General features: G+C 69.1%; 23 protein-coding genes and 1 pseudogene. 15 read left to right on the forward strand and 9 right to left on the reverse strand.

Going from position 1 to position 22,537, the window contains the following annotated elements:
* Positions 1-30: 30 nt before the first annotated feature.
* Positions 31-465: an alternative ribosome rescue aminoacyl-tRNA hydrolase ArfB gene (gene arfB, locus ACZ6O0_RS12060; RefSeq protein ID WP_465764865.1), complete on the reverse strand. Its 435-nt coding sequence runs from the start codon at positions 463-465 to the stop codon at positions 31-33.
* Between the two features lie 70 nt (positions 466-535).
* Here arfB and ACZ6O0_RS12065 point away from each other — a divergent pair, with 70 nt between their 5' ends.
* From ACZ6O0_RS12065 to ACZ6O0_RS12090, 6 genes are all read left to right on the forward strand, one after another.
* On the forward strand, positions 536-958 hold the full coding sequence (locus ACZ6O0_RS12065) for a TlpA family protein disulfide reductase (RefSeq protein WP_465764866.1): 423 nt from the start codon (positions 536-538) through the stop codon (positions 956-958).
* A 49-nt stretch (positions 959-1,007) separates the two neighbouring features.
* Positions 1,008-1,910, forward strand: coding sequence for an RDD family protein (locus ACZ6O0_RS12070; RefSeq protein ID WP_465764867.1), 903 nt, complete (start codon positions 1,008-1,010; stop codon positions 1,908-1,910).
* Positions 1,911-2,184: 274 nt separating this feature from the next.
* Positions 2,185-2,631, forward strand: a complete 447-nt coding sequence (locus tag ACZ6O0_RS12075) for a DUF4395 domain-containing protein (protein ID WP_465764868.1) — start codon at positions 2,185-2,187, stop codon at positions 2,629-2,631.
* A gap of 12 nt (positions 2,632-2,643) precedes the next feature.
* Positions 2,644-3,492, forward strand: coding sequence for a sulfurtransferase (locus ACZ6O0_RS12080; protein WP_465764869.1), 849 nt, complete (start codon positions 2,644-2,646; stop codon positions 3,490-3,492).
* Position 3,493: 1 nt separating this feature from the next.
* Positions 3,494-3,790 carry a DUF1416 domain-containing protein gene (locus tag ACZ6O0_RS12085; protein ID WP_465764870.1) on the forward strand — a complete coding sequence of 99 codons (297 nt, stop codon included), beginning with the start codon at positions 3,494-3,496 and terminating at the stop codon, positions 3,788-3,790.
* Between the two features lie 302 nt (positions 3,791-4,092).
* Positions 4,093-5,319 carry a choice-of-anchor P family protein gene (locus tag ACZ6O0_RS12090; RefSeq protein WP_465764871.1) on the forward strand — a complete coding sequence of 409 codons (1,227 nt, stop codon included), beginning with the start codon at positions 4,093-4,095 and terminating at the stop codon, positions 5,317-5,319.
* A 91-nt stretch (positions 5,320-5,410) separates the two neighbouring features.
* Here ACZ6O0_RS12090 and dtd read toward each other — a convergent pair whose 3' ends face one another.
* Positions 5,411-5,836 (reverse strand): D-aminoacyl-tRNA deacylase, encoded by a 426-nt coding sequence (gene dtd / locus ACZ6O0_RS12095; protein WP_465764872.1) that lies wholly within the window; start codon positions 5,834-5,836, stop codon positions 5,411-5,413.
* Between the two features lie 93 nt (positions 5,837-5,929).
* Between dtd and ACZ6O0_RS12100 the strand changes: the two genes are divergently transcribed.
* On the forward strand, positions 5,930-6,760 hold the full coding sequence (locus ACZ6O0_RS12100; protein ID WP_465764873.1) for a beta-keto acid cleavage family enzyme: 831 nt from the start codon (positions 5,930-5,932) through the stop codon (positions 6,758-6,760).
* Here ACZ6O0_RS12100 and ACZ6O0_RS12105 read toward each other — a convergent pair.
* Positions 6,697-7,155 (reverse strand): hypothetical protein, encoded by a 459-nt coding sequence (locus tag ACZ6O0_RS12105; protein WP_465764874.1) that lies wholly within the window; start codon positions 7,153-7,155, stop codon positions 6,697-6,699. The two genes, ACZ6O0_RS12100 and ACZ6O0_RS12105, sit on opposite strands and share 64 nt — an antisense overlap.
* A complete protein-coding gene (locus ACZ6O0_RS12110) occupies positions 7,152-8,312 on the reverse strand; it encodes a molybdopterin-dependent oxidoreductase (RefSeq protein WP_465764875.1) in 1,161 nt (386 codons plus the stop codon). Before ACZ6O0_RS12110 ends, ACZ6O0_RS12105 begins: the two co-directional genes overlap by 4 nt.
* Positions 8,313-8,560: 248 nt before the next feature.
* Here ACZ6O0_RS12110 and ACZ6O0_RS12115 point away from each other — a divergent pair, with 248 nt between their 5' ends.
* The gene (locus tag ACZ6O0_RS12115) at positions 8,561-9,118 is read left to right on the forward strand and encodes a hypothetical protein (RefSeq protein WP_465764876.1); all 558 of its coding nucleotides are present in this window, start codon (positions 8,561-8,563) and stop codon (positions 9,116-9,118) included.
* Positions 9,118-10,935, forward strand: a complete 1,818-nt coding sequence (locus ACZ6O0_RS12120) for a coiled-coil domain-containing protein (protein WP_465764877.1) — start codon at positions 9,118-9,120, stop codon at positions 10,933-10,935. The genes ACZ6O0_RS12115 and ACZ6O0_RS12120 overlap by 1 nt, the downstream gene beginning before the upstream one ends.
* Positions 10,936-11,450: 515 nt before the next feature.
* Here ACZ6O0_RS12120 and ACZ6O0_RS12125 read toward each other — a convergent pair.
* The gene (locus ACZ6O0_RS12125; protein ID WP_465764878.1) at positions 11,451-11,813 is read right to left on the reverse strand and encodes a DsrE family protein; all 363 of its coding nucleotides are present in this window, start codon (positions 11,811-11,813) and stop codon (positions 11,451-11,453) included.
* A 168-nt stretch (positions 11,814-11,981) separates the two neighbouring features.
* Here ACZ6O0_RS12125 and ACZ6O0_RS12130 point away from each other — a divergent pair, with 168 nt between their 5' ends.
* Positions 11,982-12,476 (forward strand): heme-binding beta-barrel domain-containing protein, encoded by a 495-nt coding sequence (locus ACZ6O0_RS12130; RefSeq protein ID WP_465764879.1) that lies wholly within the window; start codon positions 11,982-11,984, stop codon positions 12,474-12,476.
* Between the two features lie 255 nt (positions 12,477-12,731).
* Here ACZ6O0_RS12130 and ACZ6O0_RS12135 read toward each other — a convergent pair whose 3' ends face one another.
* Both ACZ6O0_RS12135 and ACZ6O0_RS12140 read right to left on the reverse strand, forming a co-directional pair.
* On the reverse strand, positions 12,732-13,409 hold the full coding sequence (locus tag ACZ6O0_RS12135; RefSeq protein WP_465764880.1) for a response regulator: 678 nt from the start codon (positions 13,407-13,409) through the stop codon (positions 12,732-12,734).
* Positions 13,402-14,658 carry a sensor histidine kinase gene (locus ACZ6O0_RS12140; protein ID WP_465764881.1) on the reverse strand — a complete coding sequence of 419 codons (1,257 nt, stop codon included), beginning with the start codon at positions 14,656-14,658 and terminating at the stop codon, positions 13,402-13,404. The genes ACZ6O0_RS12135 and ACZ6O0_RS12140 overlap by 8 nt, the downstream gene beginning before the upstream one ends.
* 108 nt (positions 14,659-14,766) lie before the next feature.
* Here ACZ6O0_RS12140 and ACZ6O0_RS12145 point away from each other — a divergent pair, with 108 nt between their 5' ends.
* Positions 14,767-16,134, forward strand: coding sequence for a cation:dicarboxylate symporter family transporter (locus tag ACZ6O0_RS12145; RefSeq protein WP_465764882.1), 1,368 nt, complete (start codon positions 14,767-14,769; stop codon positions 16,132-16,134).
* Positions 16,135-16,194: 60 nt separating this feature from the next.
* Here ACZ6O0_RS12145 and ACZ6O0_RS12150 read toward each other — a convergent pair whose 3' ends face one another.
* Positions 16,195-17,016 carry an LLM class flavin-dependent oxidoreductase gene (locus ACZ6O0_RS12150; protein WP_465764883.1) on the reverse strand — a complete coding sequence of 274 codons (822 nt, stop codon included), beginning with the start codon at positions 17,014-17,016 and terminating at the stop codon, positions 16,195-16,197.
* 109 nt (positions 17,017-17,125) lie between these two features.
* Here ACZ6O0_RS12150 and ygfZ point away from each other — a divergent pair, with 109 nt between their 5' ends.
* Both ygfZ and ACZ6O0_RS12160 read left to right on the forward strand, forming a co-directional pair.
* Positions 17,126-18,118 carry a CAF17-like 4Fe-4S cluster assembly/insertion protein YgfZ gene (gene ygfZ, locus ACZ6O0_RS12155; protein WP_465764884.1) on the forward strand — a complete coding sequence of 331 codons (993 nt, stop codon included), beginning with the start codon at positions 17,126-17,128 and terminating at the stop codon, positions 18,116-18,118.
* Between the two features lie 46 nt (positions 18,119-18,164).
* Complete coding sequence (locus ACZ6O0_RS12160) at positions 18,165-19,121, forward strand: asparaginase (RefSeq protein ID WP_465764885.1); 957 nt, start codon at positions 18,165-18,167, stop codon at positions 19,119-19,121.
* Positions 19,122-19,124: 3 nt separating this feature from the next.
* Here the strand turns inward: ACZ6O0_RS12160 and ACZ6O0_RS12165 are convergent, their stop codons facing one another.
* Positions 19,125-19,760 (reverse strand): TetR/AcrR family transcriptional regulator, encoded by a 636-nt coding sequence (locus tag ACZ6O0_RS12165; protein ID WP_465764886.1) that lies wholly within the window; start codon positions 19,758-19,760, stop codon positions 19,125-19,127.
* Positions 19,761-20,051: 291 nt separating this feature from the next.
* Here ACZ6O0_RS12165 and typA point away from each other — a divergent pair, with 291 nt between their 5' ends.
* Together typA and ACZ6O0_RS12175 are read left to right on the forward strand one after the other, a co-directional pair.
* The gene (typA, locus tag ACZ6O0_RS12170; RefSeq protein ID WP_465764887.1) at positions 20,052-21,917 is read left to right on the forward strand and encodes a translational GTPase TypA; all 1,866 of its coding nucleotides are present in this window, start codon (positions 20,052-20,054) and stop codon (positions 21,915-21,917) included.
* A 331-nt stretch (positions 21,918-22,248) separates the two neighbouring features.
* A pseudogene (locus ACZ6O0_RS12175) lies at positions 22,249-22,537 on the forward strand (L,D-transpeptidase); the annotation flags it as partial.

Genomic DNA, 22,537 nt, shown 5'->3' on the forward strand with positions numbered 1-22,537 from the left:
GCAGCCAAGATAACGATCGGCAGGGCCTTCTCAGTCGTCCGGACGCCCGCGCAGGCGCTTGGTCTCACCCCGGCGTTTCTTGCTGTCGAGCCGGCGGCGGACCGAGGCTTTGCTCGGCTTGGTCGGCCGTCGCGGGCGGGGTGGTGGCGCGATCGCCTCCCGCATCAGCACGGCCAGCCGCTCCCGCGCCGCCTCCCGGTTGCGCCACTGCGACTTGTACTCCGAGGCCGCGATGGTCACCACGCCGTCGACCATCCGGGACTGCAGCCGCTCGAGCGCCCGGGACTTCAGTACGTCGCTCAACGCCGTCGTACCCGCCACGTCGAAGCTCAGTTCGACCCGGCTGTCCGTGGTGTTGACGGACTGCCCGCCCGGCCCGCCGGACCGTGAGAATCGCCACGCCAGCTCGGTCTCGGGGATCACCACCCCCGACCGGACCATCAATCCGCTCTCCACGGACCCCATTGTCCCGTCCGAGGAGTGAAACGCACGGTTGAATTGTAAACACACCGCCGTACTGTGGATTGTTGTGAGCATGGGTATCTGGGTTCTCGTCGGCGCCGTGGTCGCCGGAGTGGTGCTCAGTGCGCTCAAAGCGTGGGCCGACGGGCGGTTCCGCGGGAAGGGCGAGGACGTGGAGCGGGTGTCAGCGGCCGAGGTCGGGGGAGAGCTCGGGGAGCGGGCCACCCTGCTGCAGTTCTCGTCGGCGTTCTGCGCGCCCTGCCGGGTCACCCGGCGGACGCTGGCCGAGGTCGAGGGCATGGTCGACGGCGTGCGGCACATCGAGCTCGACGCGGAGTCGCACCTGGAGCTGGTCCGGCGGCTCGACATCCTGCGGACTCCGACGACGCTCGTCCTCGACAGCACCGGTGCGGTCGTGAAGCGCGGCAGTGGTGCGCCGCGCAAGCCCGATGTGATCGCCGCGCTGGCCACCGCGATCGACCGGCAGCCCCACTGACGCCGTAACCGAATGGCGAATGCCCTCCGATGTAGGGAATGCTGTGGCGGTGAGCTTCCCAGCCGGTTGGTACGACGACCCCCAGGACCCGACCCAGCAGCGCTACTGGGACGGCGAGGCCTGGACGGATCAGCGCCGCGCCCACGAGGGCCCACCGCCGTACCAGGGCCAGTTCGGCCAGACGGGCCAGATCGCGCAGCCGCAGTACGGCCAGCCCGCCCAGCACGGCCAGGTGTACGGCGGCGCCCAGCCAAGCCAACCGCAGTACGGCCAGCCGGCGCAGTACGGCCAGCCGGCCCAATACGGACAGCCCGCCCAATACGGGCAGCCGGCGCAGTACGGGCAGCCGTACCAGCAGCAAGGTCAGGGCTACCCTCCGCAGGGCTACGGTTACCCCGGCCGGCGAGCGGCCACCACTCCGGACGGTCAGCCCCTGTCGGGCTGGTGGCGCCGCGTGTTCGCCCGCGTGATCGACGGCCTGATCGCCACGGTCATCGGCCTGCCGCTGACCGCCTACTTCTACGTGAAGTACATCCAGGTCGTCTGGGACCACACCAAGGACATGGTCGACCGCGCGAGTGCCGGTCAGGAGCCGCCGAGCACGTTCACACTGCCTCCGGAGGCGTACAAGTGGGCCGTCCCGGCCTTGCTGATCGGCCTGGCGGTGTCGTTCGCGTACGAATACTTCTTCCTCACCAAGAAGGGCGCCACCCCCGGCAAGATGGCGGTCGGCATCGCGGTCCGGCTCCGCGACGTCCCCGGTCCGCCGCCCGGTTCGGCAGTCCTCAAGCGGTACGGTTTCATCACCTTGCTGAGCCTGGCCGGCTTCGTCCCGCTGGTCGGCACCCTGGCCGGCTTTATTGCTCTGATCAACTACCTCTGGCCGCTCTGGGACGACAAGAAGCAGGCGCTGCACGACAAGATCGCCCACACGAACGTGGTCCGGACCTGACTTGTCCGCGATCTGATCAATTGTCTCACTCAGTGAGACCATGGCTGGCGAGCCCGCCCGGTTTCCGTACTCTCGATGCGTGGCTTACACGACATGGCTGACCAAGCGCAGGGCAGTGGACAACTGCCGGATGCGCTCGTCGCTGTGTCGTCGCCGCTGACCAGGCGGCGTCCCGAGCGCTGCGGAACCGGTCGCTGAGCACGGTTTCGCGTACGTCGTCTCCCGCATTCCCGGGCGGGCCCGGCTCGATCTCCCTCCTCCTCCGGGAGTCGGCATGTCCGAACCAACGACACACAAGCAGGTCGATCCGCGGGGACTCCGGTTCGCGGCCGGTGTGACCACGGTCGTCCTGGGGCTGACGCTCGTACTGAACAATGCCTGGCCGCTCGCGGTGCAAGCCGTGGTGTTCGCGATCTCGGTCGCGTTCGGCGTCCAGGCGTCGCCGTACGGGCAGCTGTTCAAGCGGCTGATCCGTCCCCGGCTCGGTCCGCCCCAGGAGCTGGAGGACGCCGCGCCGCCGCGGTTCGCCCAGCTGGTCGGTCTCGTCTTCGCGGTCGTCGGCCTGGTCGGGTACCTGACCGGTCTGACCGTGCTGGGCGTGGTCGCCACCGGATTCGCCCTGGTCGCCGCCTTCGTGAACGCGGCCGTCGGGCTCTGCCTCGGTTGCGAGGCCTATCTGCTGATCCACCGCATTCGTACGCCAGCCACCGCTACCAACTGAGAGGCAGCACACATGAGCAGGGAATCCGCGCTCGTCTCGGCCGACTGGGTCGAGGAGCACAAGAACGACGCCAACGTCGTTCTGATCGAGGTCGACGAGGACGTCTCGGCGTACGACGCCGGTCACATCGCCGGCGCGATCAAGCTGGACTGGAAGGACGACCTGCAGGACCACGTCCGGCGGGACTTCGTCAACAAGGAGCAGTTCGAGGCGCTGCTGTCCGACCGCGGCGTGAAGAACGACGACACGGTCGTGCTCTACGGCGGCAACAACAACTGGTTCGCGGCGTACGCGTACTGGTACTTCAAGCTCTACGGGCACGGCGACGTCCGCCTGCTCGACGGCGGCCGCAAGCGTTGGGAGCTGGACAGCCGTGAGCTGACCGACGAGGTCGTCAAGCGTGAGGCCACCGAGTACACCGCGCAGGAGCCGGACCTGACCATCCGCGCGTTCCGCGACGAGGTCGGCGAGGCCATCGGCGTGAAGAACCTGGTCGACGTCCGCAGCCCCGACGAGTACGCCGGCCGGCTGCTCGCCCCGGCCCACCTCCCGCAGGAGCAGGCGCAGCGCGCGGGTCACATCCCGACCGCGGCGAACATCCCGTGGAGCAAGGCGGCCAACGACGACGGCACGTTCCGCGCCGACGACGAGCTGAAGACGCTGTACGCCGACGCCGGCGTGGACTTCGGCAAGGACACCATCGCGTACTGCCGGATCGGCGAGCGCTCGGCGCACACCTGGTTCGTGCTGCACGAGCTCCTCGGCCAGCCGAACGTGAAGAACTACGACGGTTCCTGGACCGAGTGGGGTTCGCTGGTCGGCGTACCCGTTGCTCTCGGCGACGAGCCCGGGGAGGCCTGACATGTGCGGAGCGAAGAAGGGCGGCCTCGACCTCAAGGGTGTCGACGTCGACAAGGAAGCCGTGATCCAGGGCCAGGTGCTGCGCGGCGAGGAGCCGGTCGGCGGCGCGTACGTGCGGCTGCTGGACTCCACCGGTGAGTTCACCGCCGAGGTGCCGACGTCGGCGACCGGGCACTTCCGGTTCTTCGCGGCGCCGGGCAGCTGGACGCTGCGCACGCTGGCGCCGAAGGCCGAGCCGGTCGACCGCCAGGTGGTCGCGCAGTACGGCGAGGTCGCGGAAGTGGCCGTCACCGTCTGACCTGTCGCTCGTTACTGATGGTGCCACCCCCACCCGAGGGTGGCCCACCCTGAAGGTAGCCCCGAAGGGCCCGGACCTTGCGCGTCCGGGCCCTTCGGCATGTCCGGAATCGCATGCTGTGGAAGGGATCCCGGTCATCGCTCCGGAGTTACGGCTCGGCGGCCGAATCTTGCGGAACGAGCACGGATGTAACGGTTTGGTCTCGGAGCGCGTTCCGCTCGTTACCTACCGCAACCGGCTGAGTTGTGTCTGTGTCCTGACCCGCACTTCGGGTCACGTCATCACTCAGGGAGGAGGGGTCAATGCGACCCCGCATCGGATACAAGAAGCTCGCGGCCGTCGGAGTTGCGGCGGTTGTCGGCGTGGCTTCTACGATCGCGCTGACGTCGGGTTCTGCGTCCGCCTCGCCGGTTTTCGGATACAGCGGCTACTCGTACGGGACCGACGTTGAATCCGGGCTGGCGAACAGCGGCCCGCAGGTGATCAGCAAGTTCGGCTGCACCACCGACCCGAACAAGGCCGACAAGAACGACATCGCCACGGCCAACGTGAACAACCAGGCGATCGCGCGCAGCGTGCGGACCGACACCCACGCGTTCGACAACAAGAGCGGTACCGGCGTCACCAGCAACGCGACCGCCGCCGACATCAAGGTCGGCGACCTGCTGACGCTGACCGGTGTGAAGACCACCACCACCGCGAAGTACTCCAAGGGCCAGCTGTCCTACACCGGTAGCACCACCTTCGCCGGCGTGAAGATCGGCGCCATCACGGTGCCGTCGCTGCTGAACCCGAAGCCGAACACGAAGGTCGCCGTTCCGGGCCTCGGCTACATCGTGCTGAACCGTGTCGGTGGCGTGAAGACCAGCTCCGGCATCTACTCGTACGCGCAGGCCGTCGTGATCCACGCGAACGTGAAGAACCAGTACGTCCCGGAGGGTGTCGACGTCGCGGTGCTGAAGACCCGCGCGGAGATCTCCAAGCCGGCCACCGCGCTGGTGATCGGTGACGCGTACGGCACCAAGGCCAACGCGGACAAGCTGGTCGTCTCCGGCCCGACGTCGCTCCAGACCACCTGCCAGGGGACTGAGGGCAAGACGGTCAAGGTCGCGGTCGGCGAGCTGAACATCCCGAAGGTCGCCTACGTCGGTGGCGTCTACACCACCAAGAACGGCGCCATCGGGGCGGACAAGTCCTACATCAACTTCACCTCGCACGTCGCGGGCGTGAAGGTGGGCACCCTGTCCATCGGCGCCATCGAGTCCTCGGCGTCGGCGTGGAAGACCAAGGACAACAAGGCCGGCGTGAGCTCGTCCTCGAGCATCGCGTCGATCCGCGTCGGCAACAAGGTCTACCCGGTCAAGACCGGTGAGAACCAGACCCTGGACATCCCGGGTGTCGCGCGGCTGACCTTCAACCAGGTCCTGCGGCAGAAGCGGTACATCTCCGTGAACGCCCTGGTGATCGACGTGTACAGCCTGAACACCAAGGTCATCGTCGGCCACTCGGCCGCCGGCGTCGTCAGCTGACTCCAGCCCGACGCCCCGTCTGAGTCGAACCTCACCGACCCAGAACCCCCCGGCCCCCGGATCCACTGGATCCGGGGGCCGGTTCGTTGTTCTACGCGTCCAGGATCAGGGTGACCGGGCCGTCGTTGATGAGGGCTACGTCCATGTGGGCGCCGAAGGTGCCTCGTTCGACTTTGGCGCCGAGGGATTCGAGGGCGGTGCAGAAGGAGTTGTAGAGCGGCTCGGAGACGGGGCCGGGGGCGGCGGCGTTCCATGACGGGCGGCGGCCTTTGCGGGTGTCGGCGTACAGGGTGAACTGGCTGATCGCGAGGATCGGGGCCTGCTCGTCGGCGGCCGAGCGTTCGTCGTGGAGGATGCGGAGGGTCCAGATCTTCGCGGCCAGCGCGGCGGCCTTCTCGGGGGTGTCGTCGTGGGTGACGCCGAGGAGGACCAGCAGGCCGGGCCCGTCGATCGCGCCGACCACCTCGCCCTCGACGGTGACCGATGCCTGACTGACTCGCTGTACGACGGCTCTCATGGTCACCATCCTGCCTCGCCGGAGATCGTCCGGTGATCGGACCCCGCGACGGGCAAATATCCGGATCAGGCGGTGATCTGGCAGGATTCGTCCATGGCGTCGACTCTGATCACAGTTGCCCCCACCGGTGCCGAGACCGCGAAGGCGGACTGCCCGGCGCTGCCGACCACGCTCGACGAGCTGGTCGAGACCGCGAAGCGGTGCGAGGCCGCGGGGGCCGCGATGATCCACATCCACATCCGCGACGGCGAGCACAAGCCGACCCTCGACCTCGGCCGCCTCACCGACACGGTCGCCGCGATCCGGGCGAACACGGCGCTGATCGTGCAGCTGTCCACCGGCGGCGCGGTCACCGATCCGTACGACCACCGGCTCCGCGTGCTCGACGCCGTACCCGACTCCTGCTCGCTCACCCTGGGCACGGTCAACTTCGGCGACGACGTGTTCATGAACCCGTGGCCGTTCGTGACCGAGCTCTACCAGCTGACGCAGGAGCGCGAGGTCGTGCCGGAGTTCGAGCTGTTCGACCTCGGACAGGTGGCGGCGCTGCACCGGTTGCTGGACAAGTTCGGTCTCCCGTACGGCGGCCGCGTGCACTGCGACCTGGTCATGGGCGTCCCGGGCGGCATGCCCGGTACGACGGACGCCCTGGTCGCCGCGGTCAACGCGCTCCCCGCCGCCGTGACCTCGTGGTCCGCGACCGGCATCGGGCGTACGTCGCTCACCGTCGCGCTGGCCGCCTTGTCGAAGGGCGGAAACCTCCGGGTCGGGATGGAGGACACGCTGACCCTGGCGAAGGGGCAGCCGGTCACCCACAACGCCGAGCTGGTCGAGCGCGCCGCCACACTCGCGACGCTGGCTCAGCGGCCGCCGATGTCGCCGGACGAGGCCCGCGACCTCCTGAACGTGAAGCGGGACCGCTGAACCAGGAACACCACCACGCCGGCCGCGATGATCGTTGCCTCAAGCAATAACCAGTCGCGGAGGTAGTCGCGCGGGAGCACGGTCGGGTTCGCGCCCTTGCCCTGCCGCAGGAGCAGCGGGATCGCGATCAGCGTGGTGAGACCGACGTACATCAAGGTGGTCCGGACGGCTCCGATCGTCCGATGCCGATCGGGCCCGGCCGACCACCGCGTCACCAGCCAGCCGATGGTGATGGTCGCCGGCACGAGGAAGAAGTCGTCAGCGATCACCGCACCACCGAGCCAGATAGGCAGCCGGATCAACGCCGGCGGCTCCACGGTGCCGACCAGCAACCAAAGACCCCAGACCCCGAACCCCACCCCCACCGCAGCGAGCGCGGCCCGAATGCTTCTCATGCGATGACCTCCAGGCGGTGGACCCATTTGGTTTGGAGGACGCCGGGCCGGTTGGGGGCGATGATGCGGGCGGGGAAGCCGTGGTCGAGGGCCAATTCGGTGCCGTTCAGGCGGAGGGCCAGAAGTGTGAGCGGATCGCCGGCGAACTCCGGTGGTAGCTCACTGGTGGCGTAGAACCCGCCCTTCTCCATCGAGACGACGCGCACTCGGGAGTCGGCTGGGGCGCCACACAGACTCAGCAGATCGCGGATCCGGACACCCTCCCACCGAGCGCCCTGGCTCCAGCCCTCGACGCAGGCGATGGGCAGGTCGGAGCGGCTCTGCGGGAGGTCCCGGAGTTCATCGAGGGTGTACGACAGTTGCCGCGGGCCCGTGATCGTGAACCGCCAGTCCGCGTCGATCCCGGTGACGCCAGCGTCTTTCGCCGTACGGTTGACCGGCAGGCCTTGTGGACCGACGCCCGGCTTCCGCGGCGCGAGTACGGCGACCGGGCCGAGGGCAGGGACCGACTGGCCGACCGAGGTGATCCCGACCAGGGTTGCCGCGCCGGCGACCGTACGGAACAGGGCGCGCCGGGTCACCCCAGTGATTGCTGGCGGCAACGAATCGACGGCCGGCGTGTGGTCGGCCGGCGTACGGCGCCAGTGCGCGAGGATCAGCGGGAGCTTGACAGCGAGGTGGACGAGCAGTGCGCCGACGATGATCCAGGCGAGCGCGTAGTGGGTCTGCTTGAACGGGAACGGCCACGGATACCACTGCAGGGTGTTGAGGAAGCCGGTGAACAGCTCGAGCGCCAGCGCGGAGACGAGGACCAGGATCGAGCCGCGTTCGAGGACGGTGCGGAGGGCTTTGCGGCTCGGCGGCCAGGGGAGCTTGGCGAACAGCTTGGGATAGACGGTCCACAACTTTGCCAGCAGCAACGGAACGGTGACGGTGCCGCTGAGGACGTGCAGGCCCTGGGTGACGCGGTAGAGCGAGGCCGGCCGGCTGGGAATTGACAGCCAGCCGGGAGTTTCCTGCTGGAGATGGCTGAACAGGCCGGTGAGGAAGCAGATCACGACCGCGAGACCGAGCCAGCGCCCGATCACCGTTGCGACGCGCGGATGGTGCAGCGGCGACGGGAACGACTTCTCGGTCGGTGGGGCCGGGAGCTTCATGTTTCCACTACAACCCAGTCCGGCCCGTGCGTGCGTCGTCCAGCGCTTACTGCTCGCGAACGGCGTACGGAAGAACGGGAGGTGGTGGCACAGAACCGGCCGGTTTCGGGCGAGCTCAGGCGTGCGGAGGTCGACTACCTCCCGTTCTTAGGTACGGGGGATCCGTTGTCCACAGGCGTGCGTCATTGGGGAGGTGGTGGGACCGGTCGGGGCTTAGGCTGGGCGGACCTGAGGAGAGGAGCGCCGGGGTGAAGACGCAGCAGCGGTCGTCGAGCGACGACGAGCGTGCCATGGCGGATCTGGCCGAGGTCTCCGACTGGAGATCGGTCTGGGGACCGCCGGGCACCGGTGTGGACGCGATCCGCGCGCTGGTCTCCCGCGTCACCGCTGCCACCGGCTGGCGACCATGGGCCCCCGGCAACATCGACCCCGACCGCTACACCTGGGGGCTGGTCACCCCGCGCGAGACCGTGATGCTCGTGCTGCCCGATGCCGTGCTGCCGGAGAGCCCGCGCAGTGGTTGGTCGGCGTACGAGATCGCGCCTTCGGAGGTGCCTGACGCCGAGGAAGGGCTGGACGACCACTGGCCCGGACAGCTCGAGTTGGCCCGTCGGCACTGGGGCGCTCCGGTCTTCGTCGGGCCGGGGTCGGACCTGCGGATTCCGCCGGAGTGGCGGGGCCGTCGTCGTCACCTGGCGGTCTGGCTGCGGCCGGGCGCCGAGATTCACCTGTACGCGACCCAGCCCGGGCCGGACGACAACGCGGCCGGCTTCGGGTACTCCGTCTATGCGAGCGAGGTGGCGTGATGGCACTCGAAGAAGAGCTGCTCGAGACGCTGGTCAACCAGGTCCGCCGGGTGTACCGGATGATGCGCCGGTTCGGCGACCGGGCTCGGATGCGCGCCGACCAGGAACGCCGGGCGGCGCTCGAGAGCGTGCTCGACCGGCAGCGCCACGATCGCGACTTCGACCGCCGGATGAACGACGGTCTGCCGGACGGCGCGGACCGCACCGCCCAGCTCGAGCGGCAGGTCGAGGAGCAACGGTTGCGCAACCAGCAACTCCAGGAGCAAGTGGACCGCGGCCAGGAAGAACAGCTGCGGCGCGAGCAGGAGGAGCAGGCCGAGGTCCAGCGGGAGGATCCGGACGGTGACGGCATCCCCGACGCCCGGCAGAACATCGAGGACCTCGACCGGGACGGTCGCCTCGACACCGACGAGCGAGCTGACGAGGTAGTCGCCGACGAACGGGCCGACGAGCAGGCGGAGGACGCCGAGGCACGCCGGGACGCGAGGGAAGCGGAGGAGCAGACCGCCGAGCAGCGCCGCGAGGAGCAACGCCGCGACGACCCCGAGGCCGGCGAGGGAGTGGACGTCGGCACCGCTGTTGCAGCAGGTGGTGCTGCGGCCGTGGTCGCCGAAGAGGCGGAAGAACAGCGCGCCGCCGACCAGGAGGCCGAAGACCAGGTCGCCCAGGACACCGCCGACCAGGACATCGAACTCGGCAATGACGGCGTGATCCGGCCAGCCGGAATGGAAGGCGAACAGTCTTCACCGGAAGCCGACCAGGACCCGCAACTCGGCGACGACGGCGTGATCCGCGCGGCCGGCGAGGACCCGGCGCTGGATCAGGAGCAGGAGTCGCCGGAGGTCGAGCAGGCTTACGAGCGCGGTGACGGTGGTGTGATCCGCGCAGCCGGCGAGGAGCCGGGGCTGGATCAGGAGCAGGAGTCGCCGGAGGTCGAGCAGGCTTACGAGCGCGGTGACGATGGTGTGATCCGCGCGGCCGGCGAGGAGCCGGGGCTGGATCAGGAGCAGGAGTCGCCGGAGGTCGAGCAGGCTTACGAGCGCGGTGACGATGGTGTGATCCGCGCTGCTGGCGAGGAGCCCGGGCTGGGCCAGGAGCAGGAGTCGCCGGAGGCTGAACAGGGCCAGGACTCGGTGCAGGCCGAGCAAGGTCCGGAGCTTGGCAATGACGGTGTGATTCGGGCAGCAGGTGAGCAGCGGCCGGAGCAGGATCAGGGTTCGCCGGAGGCTGAGCAGGGCCCGCAGCTCGGTGACGACGGTGTGATCCGGGCCGGGCAGGAGCCTGAGCTGGCTCAGCAGCCCGAGCAGGACCAGCAGTTCGCGCAGGACCAGCAGCCGGGTCAGCAGGTTGAAGGGCAGCAGCCGGCTCAGGAGCAAGGAGATGCCGGCCCGCAGCCGGGTCTGCAGACAGCGGGAGACCGCCGGGACGCCAACCAGCTCGCCCAGCAGAACGGCCAGAACGGCGAGCGCGTCGGCGAGGCCGCCCAGCAGGCCGTGGACGAGAGCGCCCAGCCCGGCCAAAGCGCACCCCAGCCGGTCGAGGAGCCCCTACTCGACGAGCAACGCCAAGCCCGCCAGCAAAACTCGAACGGCCAGGAACGAACGGCCGACCCCTCCGACCAAGCATCCGTCGAGGACCTAAGAGCCCAACACGAACGCGTAACCGCCGGCCACGCAGCCGCCGCCGGCGCAACCCGCCCCCCAGGCGAAGCAGCCCTGGCCGGCGGCCGAGGCGGCCAAACCGCAGGCCGCCAACACAGCCAAGACATGAACCGCACCGGCAGCAACCGCACCGACGGCCCCGGCCTCGAACGCTAACCAACCAACCCGCCGGCCAACCTGTGATTGGCCGGCGCGGAGCCGCCCCACTCGGCACCTACCGGTCTAGCTCGACCCAACGCCCGCCGGCCTTTGTCGGCCGTGCTTGGCCTCCTGCCCGGCGCTGCTTCGCCGCGCGATGGAGCCTGCTGGGCTGGTCGGCGCCAGCGCCGTCGCCCCAGCGCTGCACCACCCGCGCTCGCCGGTGCTATTTCACCTGCTCCAGCTGCGCCTGCCAGGGCCGTTCCACCATCCGCGAGCCGGCGCGGCTCTACGAGCAGCCGTCGGCGCCACCCACCCGGCGGACTGCCCACCTGCCGCTGCGCATCCCAACGGTCCCTGGGACCTGCCAGCGCCGCTCCAACTTGTGCCCGCCAGCACTGCCCACGCGGAGCCCGCTGCGCTGCTGACCCGGCGCCCTGTGCTGCTTCTCCCCACGCTCGCGCGCCGACCGGTGTTGCTCAGCTGTGTGCGCTAGCGCCTTCCACCCCGGTGCCCCGGGTGTTTGTGGGTGGTTAGTAGACGATGGCTTGGGTGTTTTCGGTGAGGATTTCTTCGGTGAAGGCGGGGGCGCCGGCGACGCGGGTGCCGGGGAGGAGGTCGGGTTCGGTGAGGTCGCGGCGTTTGGCGCATTGGGTGCAGACGGTGAGTTGGCCGCCTTCGAGGACGGCCGTCACGAGGTCGGCGAGTGGCGCGGCGTGGGGGAGGTCGAAGGCCTCGGCCCGGCCGGGTACGGCGAACCAGACGGCCTCGCCGGTCAGCCAGAGGGAGACCGTGGCGCCGGCCGCCACGGCGGTGGCGGCGACGGTGAAGGCCTGGTTGGCGCGCTCGGGTTCCTCGGCGCCTGCGGTCAGCTTGATCACCAGCGTGCGGGACATCACGCCACGGTAGCCGAAGGGTCCGCGGCCGTATCCCCTAGACTGGCCGACGTGCTGCACGTCATCTTCACGACCCTGCTGGTGCTGGTCTGTGTGTTCATGGGCTGGTTCTCGGCGTTCGTCGTCTACCGGCTGTACCGCGGCCGCAGCGCGAGCTGAGTGATTCCGATGGCGTTCGAGATCCCGCAGGACCTGCACCCCGACCTGATGCCGCTGGCCTGGCTGCTCGGCCGGTGGGAGGGTCGCGGGCACGGTGACTACCCGACGATCGAGAAGTTCGAGTTCGGTCAGCAGATCGACTTCAGTCACAACGGCAAGCCGTATCTGCACTACGTCAGCCAGACCTACGTGGTCGGCGAGGACGGCACGAAGCAGCGCCCGCTGGCCGTCGAGACCGGCTTCTGGCGCCCGCAGCCGGACAACAAGGTCGAGGTCATCCTGGCGCATCCGACCGGGTTCGCGGAGATCTGGTACGGCGACATCGACGGCGCGAAGATCGAGCTGCAGACCGACGTCATCGCCCGCACCGTCTCCGCGAAGGAAGTCACCGCCGGCCACCGCCTCTACGGCCTGGTCAAGGGCGAACTCCTCTGGGCCTACGACATGGCCGCCGAGGGCCAGCCCCTCCAACCCCACCTCTGGGCCACCCTCGTCCGCTCCTAACCGGCCTGACAGCTAGCGAGCCGACGGCGGTTGAAGCGCGCTACCCCGAGCGCGATTCGCCAAGGCACGGGGTTGTCGACAGTTGCCGGCGCGGGCAAGTGTTCTGCGGACGGGCGGCGGCTTGGGAACTCAACCGCGCGCGACGCAGGAGTGCGCAGCACGCGGGCGGCAGCCCGCGAGGTTCGCGCGGTAGCGGTAGGAGCGGGCGGTAGCACGCACCGTCCTCGGGTGGGCGGGAGCGCACGCGTGGGAGGACTAGCTTTCGGCTACCCAGGAGTATTCGACCTTGGGGCGGCCGCTTCGGCCGTCGTAGCGTTGGGTTCGGAGGGCTTGGCCTTGGTCGGCCAGGTGTTCGAGGTAGCGGCGGGCGGTGATTCGGGAGGTGCCGAGGGAGGTGGCGACCTCTTCGGCGGTCCAGCCTTCGCGGTCGGCGAGGAGGTGGACGACGCGGTCGAGGACGGAGCCGGCCAGGCCTTTCGGGACCGACGAGACGGTTGCCGGGTGCAACAAGCGGTCGACCTCGTCCTGGTCCGCGACGACCTCACCGAGTGAGGCCGCCCGGCGTTGCCGCGCGTACGCCGTCAGCCGGTCGCGCAACGTCTCGAAGGCGAACGGCTTCAGCACGTACTGCACCACGCCGATCCGCGCCGCCGCCTGCACCGCCGCGACCTCCCGCGCCGACGTCACCGCCACCACGTCAGTTTGGTTGCCCAAGGCCCGCATCCGCCGAACCACGTCCAGCCCGTGCCCGTCCGGCAGGTGCATGTCCAGCAGCACAACATCCACATCCCCGCGAGCCAGCACCTGCAAGGCACGAGCAGCCGTCCCCGCGACGCCGAGACACGTGAACCCTGGCAGCCGTTCGACGTACGTACGATGCGCCTCGGCTGCCACCGGATCGTCCTCGACGACGAGCACTCGCAGGTCAGGCACTGGCACCCACCGCCCGCGGTAGCCGGACCCGCACGGTCAGCGCAGGTACGTCGTCCAGCTCGGAATCCGGGTCGACCATCAACGTGCCCTGCCACCGCTCGACCGTGCTCCGCACCAGCACGAGCCCGAGTCCGTGGCCCGGCTCGGCCTTCGTCGTCCAGCCCCGGTCGAACATGTGCGCCAGCTCGCCCGCACCCAATTCGGCGCCGGTGTTCGTGACGATCAGGTCGATCGCGTCCGGCGTCGTGCCGGCGCGCAGCTCGACCCGTCGCGGAGCCGGCCCGCCACGCGCGGCCTCGATCGCGTTGTCCAGCAGGTTCCCCACCACCGTGACGACATCCTGCGCGGGGAGTCGCGTGTTCAAAGCCTCGGAACCAAGCTCCAGCGTCAGCACGACGCCACGCTCCTGCGCCTGCGACAGCTTCGCGAGCAGCAACGACGCCAGCACCGGATCCCCGACCGTCCCGACCACCCGATCGGTCATCGCCTGTGCGAACTGCAACTCGGACACCGCGAACTCACGAGCCCGTTCCGGCTTGCCGATCTCGATCAGGCTGACGACCGTGTGCAAGCGGTTCGACGCCTCGTGGTTCTGTGCCTGCAGGGATTCGGCCAGACTGCGTACGGCGTCCAGCTCGCCGAGCAACCGTTGTAGTTGGGTGTGATCCCGCAGCGTCACGATCCGCCCGGACCGGGCCGGCTGCTGGTTGACCACCACGACCCCCTGCGCTCCCAAGTGCAATTCGTCGTACGCCGTACGCCCGGCGCGCAGCAACTCCGCCAGAGTCGACCCGAGGTGGAGCTCGTCGATCGGTGTCCCCGGAGTCACCTCGCGAAGGCCGAGCAACTGCAAAGCCTCGTCGTTCGCGAGCTGAACGCGACCGTCCGCGTCCAGCAGGATCAGGCCCTCGCGAGCCGCGTGCAGGACGCCTTCGTAGAAGTCGAGCATCCGGGCCAGCGACTGCGTGCCCATGCCACGGGTGGCTCGCCGTACCCGCCAGGAAACGAGCGCGTTACCGGCGATCGCGATGCCGAGCATCAGGCTCGCGATGCCGAGCATCGAGCGCAGGTCGAGCCGGATCAGCTCCCACCAGCCGGGCGCGGGCAGGCCCGAGGCCGCGGCGTCGCGCTCGGCCTGGGCCCGGGACCGGCTGATCAGCGTGATCCAGGCCATCGCGATCAGGACGGTCACCGTGACCGTCTGCAGCCAGAGCACCTGGCGGCGCAGTTCCCACGGCCGGTGTCTCACAACGCACAGTGTGCACTGAGAACGATATGAACGAAATGAGCGGTTCCCCTGTGCGTCACGTCACAGTTACTCGAGACAGCCCGCCCGGCAGATCCAGGGAGTCCCCACATGTCGAGCTCGACCGAACCCCGCCCGACGCCGGTCCGCAACGACCGGACCCATTTCCTCTACATCGCCGTCATCGTCGCCGTTCTGCTCGGCATCGGTGTCGGTTTCCTGTTCCCGGACTTCGCGGTCGAGCTGAAACCGCTCGGCACCGGGTTCGTGAACCTGATCAAGATGCTGATCGCCCCGATCATCTTCTGCACGCTGGTGCTCGGCATCGGCTCCGTCCGCCAGGCCGCCAGTGTCGGCAAGGTCGGCGGCCTCGCGCTCGTCTACTTCCTGGTGATGTCGACGGTCGCGCTCGGGATCGGCCTGGTGGTCGGCAACCTGGTGCAGCCGGGTTCCGGTCTGAACCTGACCGACAAGCTCCGCGAGACCGGCCAGAAGCAGGCCGCCGGGGCGCACGAGGGGACGACGGACTTCCTGCTCGGCATCATCCCGAAGTCGATGCTGTCCGCGCTGACCGAGGGCGAAGTGCTGCAGACCGTGTTCGTCGCGCTGCTGATCGGCTTCGCGCTGCAGGCGATGGGCCCGACGGGCCAGCCGATCCTCGGCGCCATCGGCCACATCCAGCGGCTGGTGTTCAAGGTGCTGTCGATGATCATGTGGGCCGCCCCGATCGGCGCGTTCGGCGCGATCGCCGCCGTCGTCGGCGCCACCGGCGCGGACGCGCTGGTCAGCCTCGGCAAGATCATGCTCGCCTTCTACGCCACCTGCCTGCTGTTCGTGATCCTCGTGCTCGGCACGCTGCTCCGGGTGGTCACCGGGATCTCGATCTTCCAGTTGCTGCGCTATCTCGGCCGCGAGTTCCTGCTGATCGTGTCCACCTCGTCGTCGGAGACCGCCCTGCCCCGACTGATCGGAAAGATGGAGCATCTCGGCGTCGACAAGTCCGTGGTCGGCATCACCGTCCCGACCGGCTACTCGTTCAACCTGGACGGTACGGCGATCTACCTGACCATGGCGTCGTTGTTCATCGCCGAGGCGATGGACCAGCCGTTCTCCATCGGCCAGCAGATCTCCCTGCTGCTGTTCATGATCGTCGCCTCGAAGGGTGCGGCCGGAGTCACCGGCGCCGGCCTGGCCACGCTGGCCGGCGGTCTGCAGTCGCACCGCCCGGACCTGGTCGACGGCGTCGGCCTGATCGTCGGCATCGACCGGTTCATGTCCGAGGCCCGGGCGCTGACGAACTTCGCCGGCAACGCGGTCGCGACCGTCCTGGTCGGGCACTGGGTCGGCGAGTTCGACAAGGCCCAGGCCCAGCAGGTGTTCGCCGGTGAGGACCCGTTCGACGAGGCCGCCTTCGCCGCCGGCGACACCCACGCCGGCGACATCCCCGAAGTCACTGCTGCCGCGAGCCCAGCCCGCTAGCCATCCTCCACCCCTCCCAGCACTGCCCGCCGGGCCACAGACCGGCGGGCAGCGCTGCGTTCACCGGCCGGCCAGCAGTTCCACGACCGGCGCCAGATCCTCGAGGTACGTCGAGTTGACGCTGATGTACGACGTACCGAACTCGTCCCGCCGCCGCTGAAGCTCGTCGGCCATCTGCTGCGGCGTACCGCGCAGCATCATCAGCGAGTCGCTCGCCTCGAGCACCTCAGGCTCCACCCCGGCCGCGCGCTTCGTCCACGGCGGCAGCTCACGCGTGCCGGCCGCGAACAGGTTCATCGCGAGCTCGATCTCGTCCGCCCGCGGTCCGGCCAGCTCACGTAGGTCCTGGACCAGCTGGGCGACCTCGGCCCGCGGTGTCATCGCGTCCTTGGCCAGCGACACGATGTCGGCCCGGGCCGCCGCCAGTGCGAGCGCCCGCGGTCCGCCGGCCGCCAGCATGATCGGCGTACGGCGATCGCCGTCGAGCTTCTCCAGGTGGTCCAGCGTCTCGCGGACCTGATCCCGCCGCTCCTTGGCCGTGCCGAAGTGCAGCCCGATCTCGGCCACCTGCTGCTCGACCGCGGGACGCCCGGTCCCGAGACCGAACTCGAACCGCCCGTCAGTCAGCAGGGTGAGCGTGTGTGCCTCCCACGCGGTCGCCCGTGGAGTGCGCAGCGGAGCCGCCGCCACGAACGTGCCGACCCGGATGTCCGCGACCGCCGCGGCCATCGCCAGCGAGGGGAACGGCGACGGCAGCTGGAGTCCGTCGGGCATCAGTACGGTCGAGTATCCGAGCTCCGCCGCCTGGCGGACTGTCTTGATCCACTCTTCGCCGGTCGTCGGGCTGCCCACCACACCGAACCGGAATCGCCGGTCGCTCATCGCCTTGCTCCCTTCACGTTGTGATACCTCAAGCCTGGCTGCGACCCGGGTTGTCCACATCCCACCCCGGGAGGCGTTCGCCGTACGCCGCGCGACGTACTCTGGTGACATGTCACGAAACCGCAGCCCTTTGCTGGACCGGCCCGGTGCGGTCGAGGCCAACGGACTCGACGCCGGGGTCGCGGCCCACTACGGCTCGGATCTGCGCGAGCAGCGGGCCCTGGTCGCCGGCCAGGCGTTCGTCGACCTGTCGCACCGCGACGTCGTCACGATCACCGGTCCGGACCGCCTGACCTGGCTGCACGCGCTGACCACGCAGTACTTCGAGGGCCTCAAGCCCGGCACGTCGACCACCGCGCTGCTGCTCTCGCCGACCGGCCACATCGAGCACGTGATGTACGGCGTCGACGACGGCGAGACGTTCTGGCTGCACACCGAGCCGGGCGCGGCCGCGGCGCTGGTCGAGTGGCTGCAGAAGATGGTCTTCATGTCCCGCGTCGAGATCGCGGACGTGACCGACGACTACGCGATCATCTGGCGTCCCGGACCCGCGCAGGGCCCGCATCTGACCCGCAGCGGCGAGGACTCGTTCGGCGGGCACGAGGTGTTCCTCCCGCGAGCTGAGTTGGCTGAACTGGAAGGTCCGGCGGCCGGGATCTGGGCGTACGAGGCGCTTCGGATCGAGGCGGGCGCGCCGCGGTTCGGCCTGGACACCGACGAGCGCGCGATCCCGAACGAGGTCGGCTGGCTCGGCGTCGGCGTACATCTGAACAAGGGCTGCTACCGCGGTCAGGAGACGGTCGCCCGGGTGCACAACCTCGGCCGCCCGCCGCGGCGGCTGGTCCGGCTGCATCTGGACGGTTCGGTCGACCACCTTCCCGCGCACGGGTACGCCGTTCGCGCGGGGGAGAAGCAGGTCGGGTTCATCGGATCGGCGGCGCGGCACCATGAGCTGGGCCCGATCGCGCTGGCGCTGGTGAAGCGGAACGTGGACGTCGACGCCGTGCTCGAGATCGTGGCCGAGGACCAGCCCACGGTGACCGCGACGCAGGAGATCCTGGTCGACCCCGAGGCCGGCCTGCACGTCCGTTCCCGGCTGTGAGCCGAATCATTGGCAACAGTGCATTTTGCACCTGTACAGTTCAGCCGTGACCGAACCTGTGATCCTGGCCGACGTCGTCCGTAGCGGCTTCGTGGAGGGCCATCACCGTGGCTCCGTCGTGGTGACCAACCCCGACGGCACTGTCGCCTGGTCGGTCGGCATCGTCGACCAGCCGATGTTCCCGCGCTCGTCCAACAAGCCGATGCAGGCGCTCGGCATGCTCCGCAACGGCCTCCCGCTCGACGGCAAACTGCTGTCGCTCGCGGGTGCGTCGCACTCGGGCGAGCAGTTCCACATCGACGGCGTCCGCGAGATCCTCGCGCTGGCGAACCTGGACGAGTCGGCGCTGCAGACCCCGCCGGCCTATCCGATCGAGGACGCCCACCGGGACGCGTGGGTACGCGCGGGGCATGGCCCCGAACGGATCACGATGAACTGCTCGGGCAAGCACGCCGCGATGCTGCTGACCTGTGTGATCAACGGCTGGTCGATCGAGGACTACCGCTCGCCGGATCACCCACTGCAGAAGGTGATCCGGACCGCGGTCGAGGACACCGCCGGCGAGAAGGTCTCGTACGTCGCGGTCGACGGCTGCGGCGCGCCGATCCTCGCGATCAGCCTGGCCGGACTGGCCCGTTCGTTCGGGCTGTTCGCAGCCGCGGCCCCGGGCACGCTCGAGGCCCGCGTGAAGGACGCGTTCCGCGCGTACCCCGAGTACGCCAGCGGGAGTACCCGCGACGAGGCAGCACTGATGCGGGCGATCCCGGGCCTGTTCTGCAAGGTGGGCGCGGAGAGCGTGTACGCCGTGGGCCTCGAGGACGGCCGGGGTATCGCGCTGAAGGTCGAGGACGGCACCCCGCGCGCACGGGCTGTGGTGATGGCCGCCGTACTCCGCAAGCTCGGTCTGGAGCACGAGGTGATCGAGGAGCAGACCCGCTTCCCGCTCCTCGGTGGCGGCGTCCCGGTCGGCGCCGTACAGCCGCACCCTTCGACTTTCAGCTGACGCCTACTTGGCGCGGAGGCGGTCGACCGGGGGCGACGTGATCGGGAGTGGCATCGCCGGTCCCGGCAGGTCGTAGGTGGCGTAGAGGCGGCGGCGGATGGCTTCCAGGGGGAAGGTCTCCTGGTAGATCGCCAGCTTGACGGTCACGCCTTCCAAGGTTGCTCTTAGCAACATTTCTTCGACGGCGGGGTCGGCGGCGCCGCGGGCGGCGAAGACGGCGCGGATGGCGTCCTCGACCTGGGACAGGCGGGCCGACTTCGCGGTCTCGACGCGGGCGAAGACGTCGTGGGTGGACGGCTGCATCATCAGGCTGATCGCGAGGCGCTGGATCGGGAGCGTGGTCGCGGCCGCCATCAGAGCGCCGTCGATGATGCCGGCCAGGCGTTCGTCAGCGGTCCCCGGAATGGTGAGAATTCCGGCGATGCCGTCCAGCCAGCGGTCCAGCAGTTCGGCCGCCAGCTGTTCCTTGGTGGCGAAGTAGTACGAGACCAGGCCGCGGGAGACGCCGGCGGCCTCGGTGATCTCGGAGATCGATGCGGCCTCGAAGCCCTTGGCCGCGAAGACTTCCAGCGCGGCGGCCAGGATGCGTTCCCTGGAACGCTCGCGCATCTCCTGGTTGACGGTGGCCGAGCGCGGCACGATCCCTTTCCCTGGTCATGGCCCCGAAGCGCCGGACAACCCCCCATTCTCGTGCCCGGCGCTTCGGGGCTGACCCCCCGTGTTTCAGGCCCCTCCCCAGGCGCCGTCTATAGACTGGACGTCCAGTCAACAAAAGTCAAAGACTTGCCCGATTCGTAGGCACGATGTGTGACCGGTAGGATGAAAGGGCTGCGCCCTGCGTCGAGTGGCCTTCTCGAGCGACACAACACGCCGTAGCCACCGTCTGACAGCCCGTCGCCGGAAAACACAACTGCCTTGGAGCGCTTCCCCATGCCTGTCCGTAACGACCTGCGCAATGTCGCGATCGTGGCCCACGTCGACCACGGGAAGACCACCCTGGTCGACGCGATGCTCTGGCAGTCCGGCGCGTTCGGCGCACACCAGCACGTGGACGAGCGGGCGATGGACTCCGGCGACCTGGAGCGTGAGAAGGGCATCACGATCCTGGCCAAGAACACCGCCGTCCGGCACAAGATGGCCAATGGCGAGCAGATGACGATCAACATCATCGACACCCCCGGCCACGCCGACTTCGGTGGCGAGGTCGAGCGCGGCCTGTCGATGGTGGACGCGATCGTGCTGCTGGTGGACGCCTCCGAGGGCCCGCTGCCGCAGACCCGGTTCGTGCTGCGCAAGGCGCTGGCCCGCAAGATGCCGGTGATCCTGGTGGTGAACAAGGTGGACCGCCCGGACGCCCGGATCGCCGAGGTCGTCGACGAGACGTACGAACTGTTCCTGGACCTGCTCGACCACGACGCGGACCAGAGCGCGCTGGACTTCCCGGTCGTCTACGCGTCCGCGCGGGCCGGGCGGGCCTCGCTGACCCAGCCGGCCGACGGCGGGATGCCGGACTCCGACGACCTCGAGCCGCTGTTCGAGACGATCCTGGAGAACGTGCCGGCCCCGACGTACACCGAGGACGCACCGCTGCAGGCGCACGTCACCAACCTCGACGCCTCGCCGTTCCTCGGCCGGCTCGCGCTGGTCCGGGTGCACGAAGGCACGCTGAAGAAGGGCTCGCAGGTCGCGTGGTGCAAGCACGACGGCAGCGTCGAGCGGGTCAAGATCACCGAACTGCTGGTCACCGAGGCGCTCGAGCGGGTGCCCGGCGACTCGGCCGGCCCGGGTGACATCGTCGCGATCGCGGGCATCCCGGAGATCATGATCGGCGACACCCTCGCCGACCCGGAGAACCCGAAGCCGCTGCCGCTGATCACCGTGGACGAGCCGGCCATCTCGATGACGATCGGCACCAACACGTCCCCGCTGGCCGGCCGCTCCAAGGGCACCAAGGTGACCGCCCGCCTGGTCAAGGACCGGCTGGACAAGGAACTGGTCGGCAACGTGTCGATCAAGGTGCTGCCGACCGAGCGCCCGGACGCCTGGGAGGTGCAGGGCCGTGGTGAGCTGGCGCTGGCCATCCTGGTCGAGCAGATGCGCCGCGAGGGGTACGAGCTGACCGTCGGCAAGCCGCAGGTGGTCACCCGCGAGATCGACGGCAAGCGGCACGAGCCGGTCGAGCGGCTGACGATCGACTGCCCGGAGGAGTACCTCGGCACGGTCACCCAGCTGCTCGCGGTCCGCAAGGGCCGGATGGAGCAGATGACCAACCACGGCACCGGCTGGGTCCGGATGGAGTTCCTGGTCCCGGCGCGCGGCCTGATCGGCTTCCGCACCGAGTTCCTCACCGACACCCGCGGCACCGGCATCGCGCACCACGTGTTCGAGGGGTACGAGCCGTGGTTCGGCGAGCTGCGCACCCGGCCGAGCGGTTCGCTCGTCGCGGACCGGACCGGCGCGGCGACGTCGTACGCGATGATCAACCTGCAGGAGCGGGGCACCATGTTCGTCGAGCCGACGACCGAGGTGTACGAGGGGATGATCGTCGGCGAGAACTCGCGCTCCGACGACATGGACGTGAACATCACCAAGGAAAAGAAGATGACCAACGTCCGATCGTCGACCGCCGACGAGTTCGAGAAGCTGATCCCGGCCCGCAAGCTCTCGCTCGAGCAGTCGCTGGAGTTCTGCCGCGAGGACGAGTGCGTCGAGGTGACCCCGGACGCGATCCGGATGCGCAAGGTCGCCCTCACCCAGGTAGAACGCTCGAAGCTGGGCCGCAAAAGCAAGAGCTGACCAACCCACACCTGCACCGCCGAGTGTGGTGGGGAGTGGTGGGGTTGAACGTGCCGTGCTGGGCGGGTGGACGGCTGCTCACCGGGCGGCTTTAGTGGCGTGGGATCCCGCGTGCGTCGGGTGCCGGGGTGCGAGAGCTGAACGCCGGCTGGGGGTTTGGGCACGAACTGGACACGGTCGGCGGAACGGCGCGAGGCGAACCACAGCGGTGTGATACACCATTTCTCGGCCGGTCGCGGGGGAAGAAAGTTCCGGATCGTTACCAACCAGACGCCAGGCGATGACGTCTGTCTTTGTGCAAGCAACTCTGTTGGGGGAAGGACAAGGAAACATGGGCATTCTGCGTAAGCTCGGCGCTGCTCTGACGGCCGCCGCGTTCGTGGGCGTCGGCGCACTCTCCGCCACCACGACGGCCGACGCCGTCACGGTCGCACCGAAGGTTGCGCCCCTGGTCGTGGTCGCGCCGCAGAAGGCGGCCACGGCGGCGAAGTCCAGCGCGGTGGTGGGCAAGTACCGGCTGGACCAGCGGTGTCTGACGAAGGGCCGGGTCCTCTGCATCAACAAGAAGACCCGCAAGCTGGTGTACGTCGTGAACGGCAAGCCGATCCAGGTCGCCGACG

The organism is Kribbella sp. NPDC048837 (genome assembly GCF_055586945.1).

What these genes read in the sequence shown, in the direction of transcription:
- arfB (WP_465764865.1), bottom strand. Translation starts at nt 465, where the DNA reads ATGGGGTCCGTGGAGAGCGGATTGATGGTCCGGTCGGGGGTGGTGATC.
- ACZ6O0_RS12065 (WP_465764866.1), top strand. Translation starts at nt 536, where the DNA reads ATGGGTATCTGGGTTCTCGTCGGCGCCGTGGTCGCCGGAGTGGTGCTC.
- ACZ6O0_RS12075 (WP_465764868.1), top strand. Translation starts at nt 2,185, where the DNA reads ATGTCCGAACCAACGACACACAAGCAGGTCGATCCGCGGGGACTCCGG.
- ACZ6O0_RS12080 (WP_465764869.1), top strand. Translation starts at nt 2,644, where the DNA reads ATGAGCAGGGAATCCGCGCTCGTCTCGGCCGACTGGGTCGAGGAGCAC.
- ACZ6O0_RS12085 (WP_465764870.1), top strand. Translation starts at nt 3,494, where the DNA reads ATGTGCGGAGCGAAGAAGGGCGGCCTCGACCTCAAGGGTGTCGACGTC.
- ACZ6O0_RS12090 (WP_465764871.1), top strand. Translation starts at nt 4,093, where the DNA reads ATGCGACCCCGCATCGGATACAAGAAGCTCGCGGCCGTCGGAGTTGCG.
- dtd (WP_465764872.1), bottom strand. Translation starts at nt 5,836, where the DNA reads ATGAGAGCCGTCGTACAGCGAGTCAGTCAGGCATCGGTCACCGTCGAG.
- ACZ6O0_RS12100 (WP_465764873.1), top strand. Translation starts at nt 5,930, where the DNA reads ATGGCGTCGACTCTGATCACAGTTGCCCCCACCGGTGCCGAGACCGCG.
- ACZ6O0_RS12105 (WP_465764874.1), bottom strand. Translation starts at nt 7,155, where the DNA reads ATGAGAAGCATTCGGGCCGCGCTCGCTGCGGTGGGGGTGGGGTTCGGG.
- ACZ6O0_RS12110 (WP_465764875.1), bottom strand. Translation starts at nt 8,312, where the DNA reads ATGAAGCTCCCGGCCCCACCGACCGAGAAGTCGTTCCCGTCGCCGCTG.
- ACZ6O0_RS12120 (WP_465764877.1), top strand. Translation starts at nt 9,118, where the DNA reads ATGGCACTCGAAGAAGAGCTGCTCGAGACGCTGGTCAACCAGGTCCGC.
- ACZ6O0_RS12125 (WP_465764878.1), bottom strand. Translation starts at nt 11,813, where the DNA reads ATGTCCCGCACGCTGGTGATCAAGCTGACCGCAGGCGCCGAGGAACCC.
- ACZ6O0_RS12130 (WP_465764879.1), top strand. Translation starts at nt 11,982, where the DNA reads ATGGCGTTCGAGATCCCGCAGGACCTGCACCCCGACCTGATGCCGCTG.
- ACZ6O0_RS12145 (WP_465764882.1), top strand. Translation starts at nt 14,767, where the DNA reads ATGTCGAGCTCGACCGAACCCCGCCCGACGCCGGTCCGCAACGACCGG.
- ACZ6O0_RS12150 (WP_465764883.1), bottom strand. Translation starts at nt 17,016, where the DNA reads ATGAGCGACCGGCGATTCCGGTTCGGTGTGGTGGGCAGCCCGACGACC.
- ygfZ (WP_465764884.1), top strand. Translation starts at nt 17,126, where the DNA reads ATGTCACGAAACCGCAGCCCTTTGCTGGACCGGCCCGGTGCGGTCGAG.
- typA (WP_465764887.1), top strand. Translation starts at nt 20,052, where the DNA reads ATGCCTGTCCGTAACGACCTGCGCAATGTCGCGATCGTGGCCCACGTC.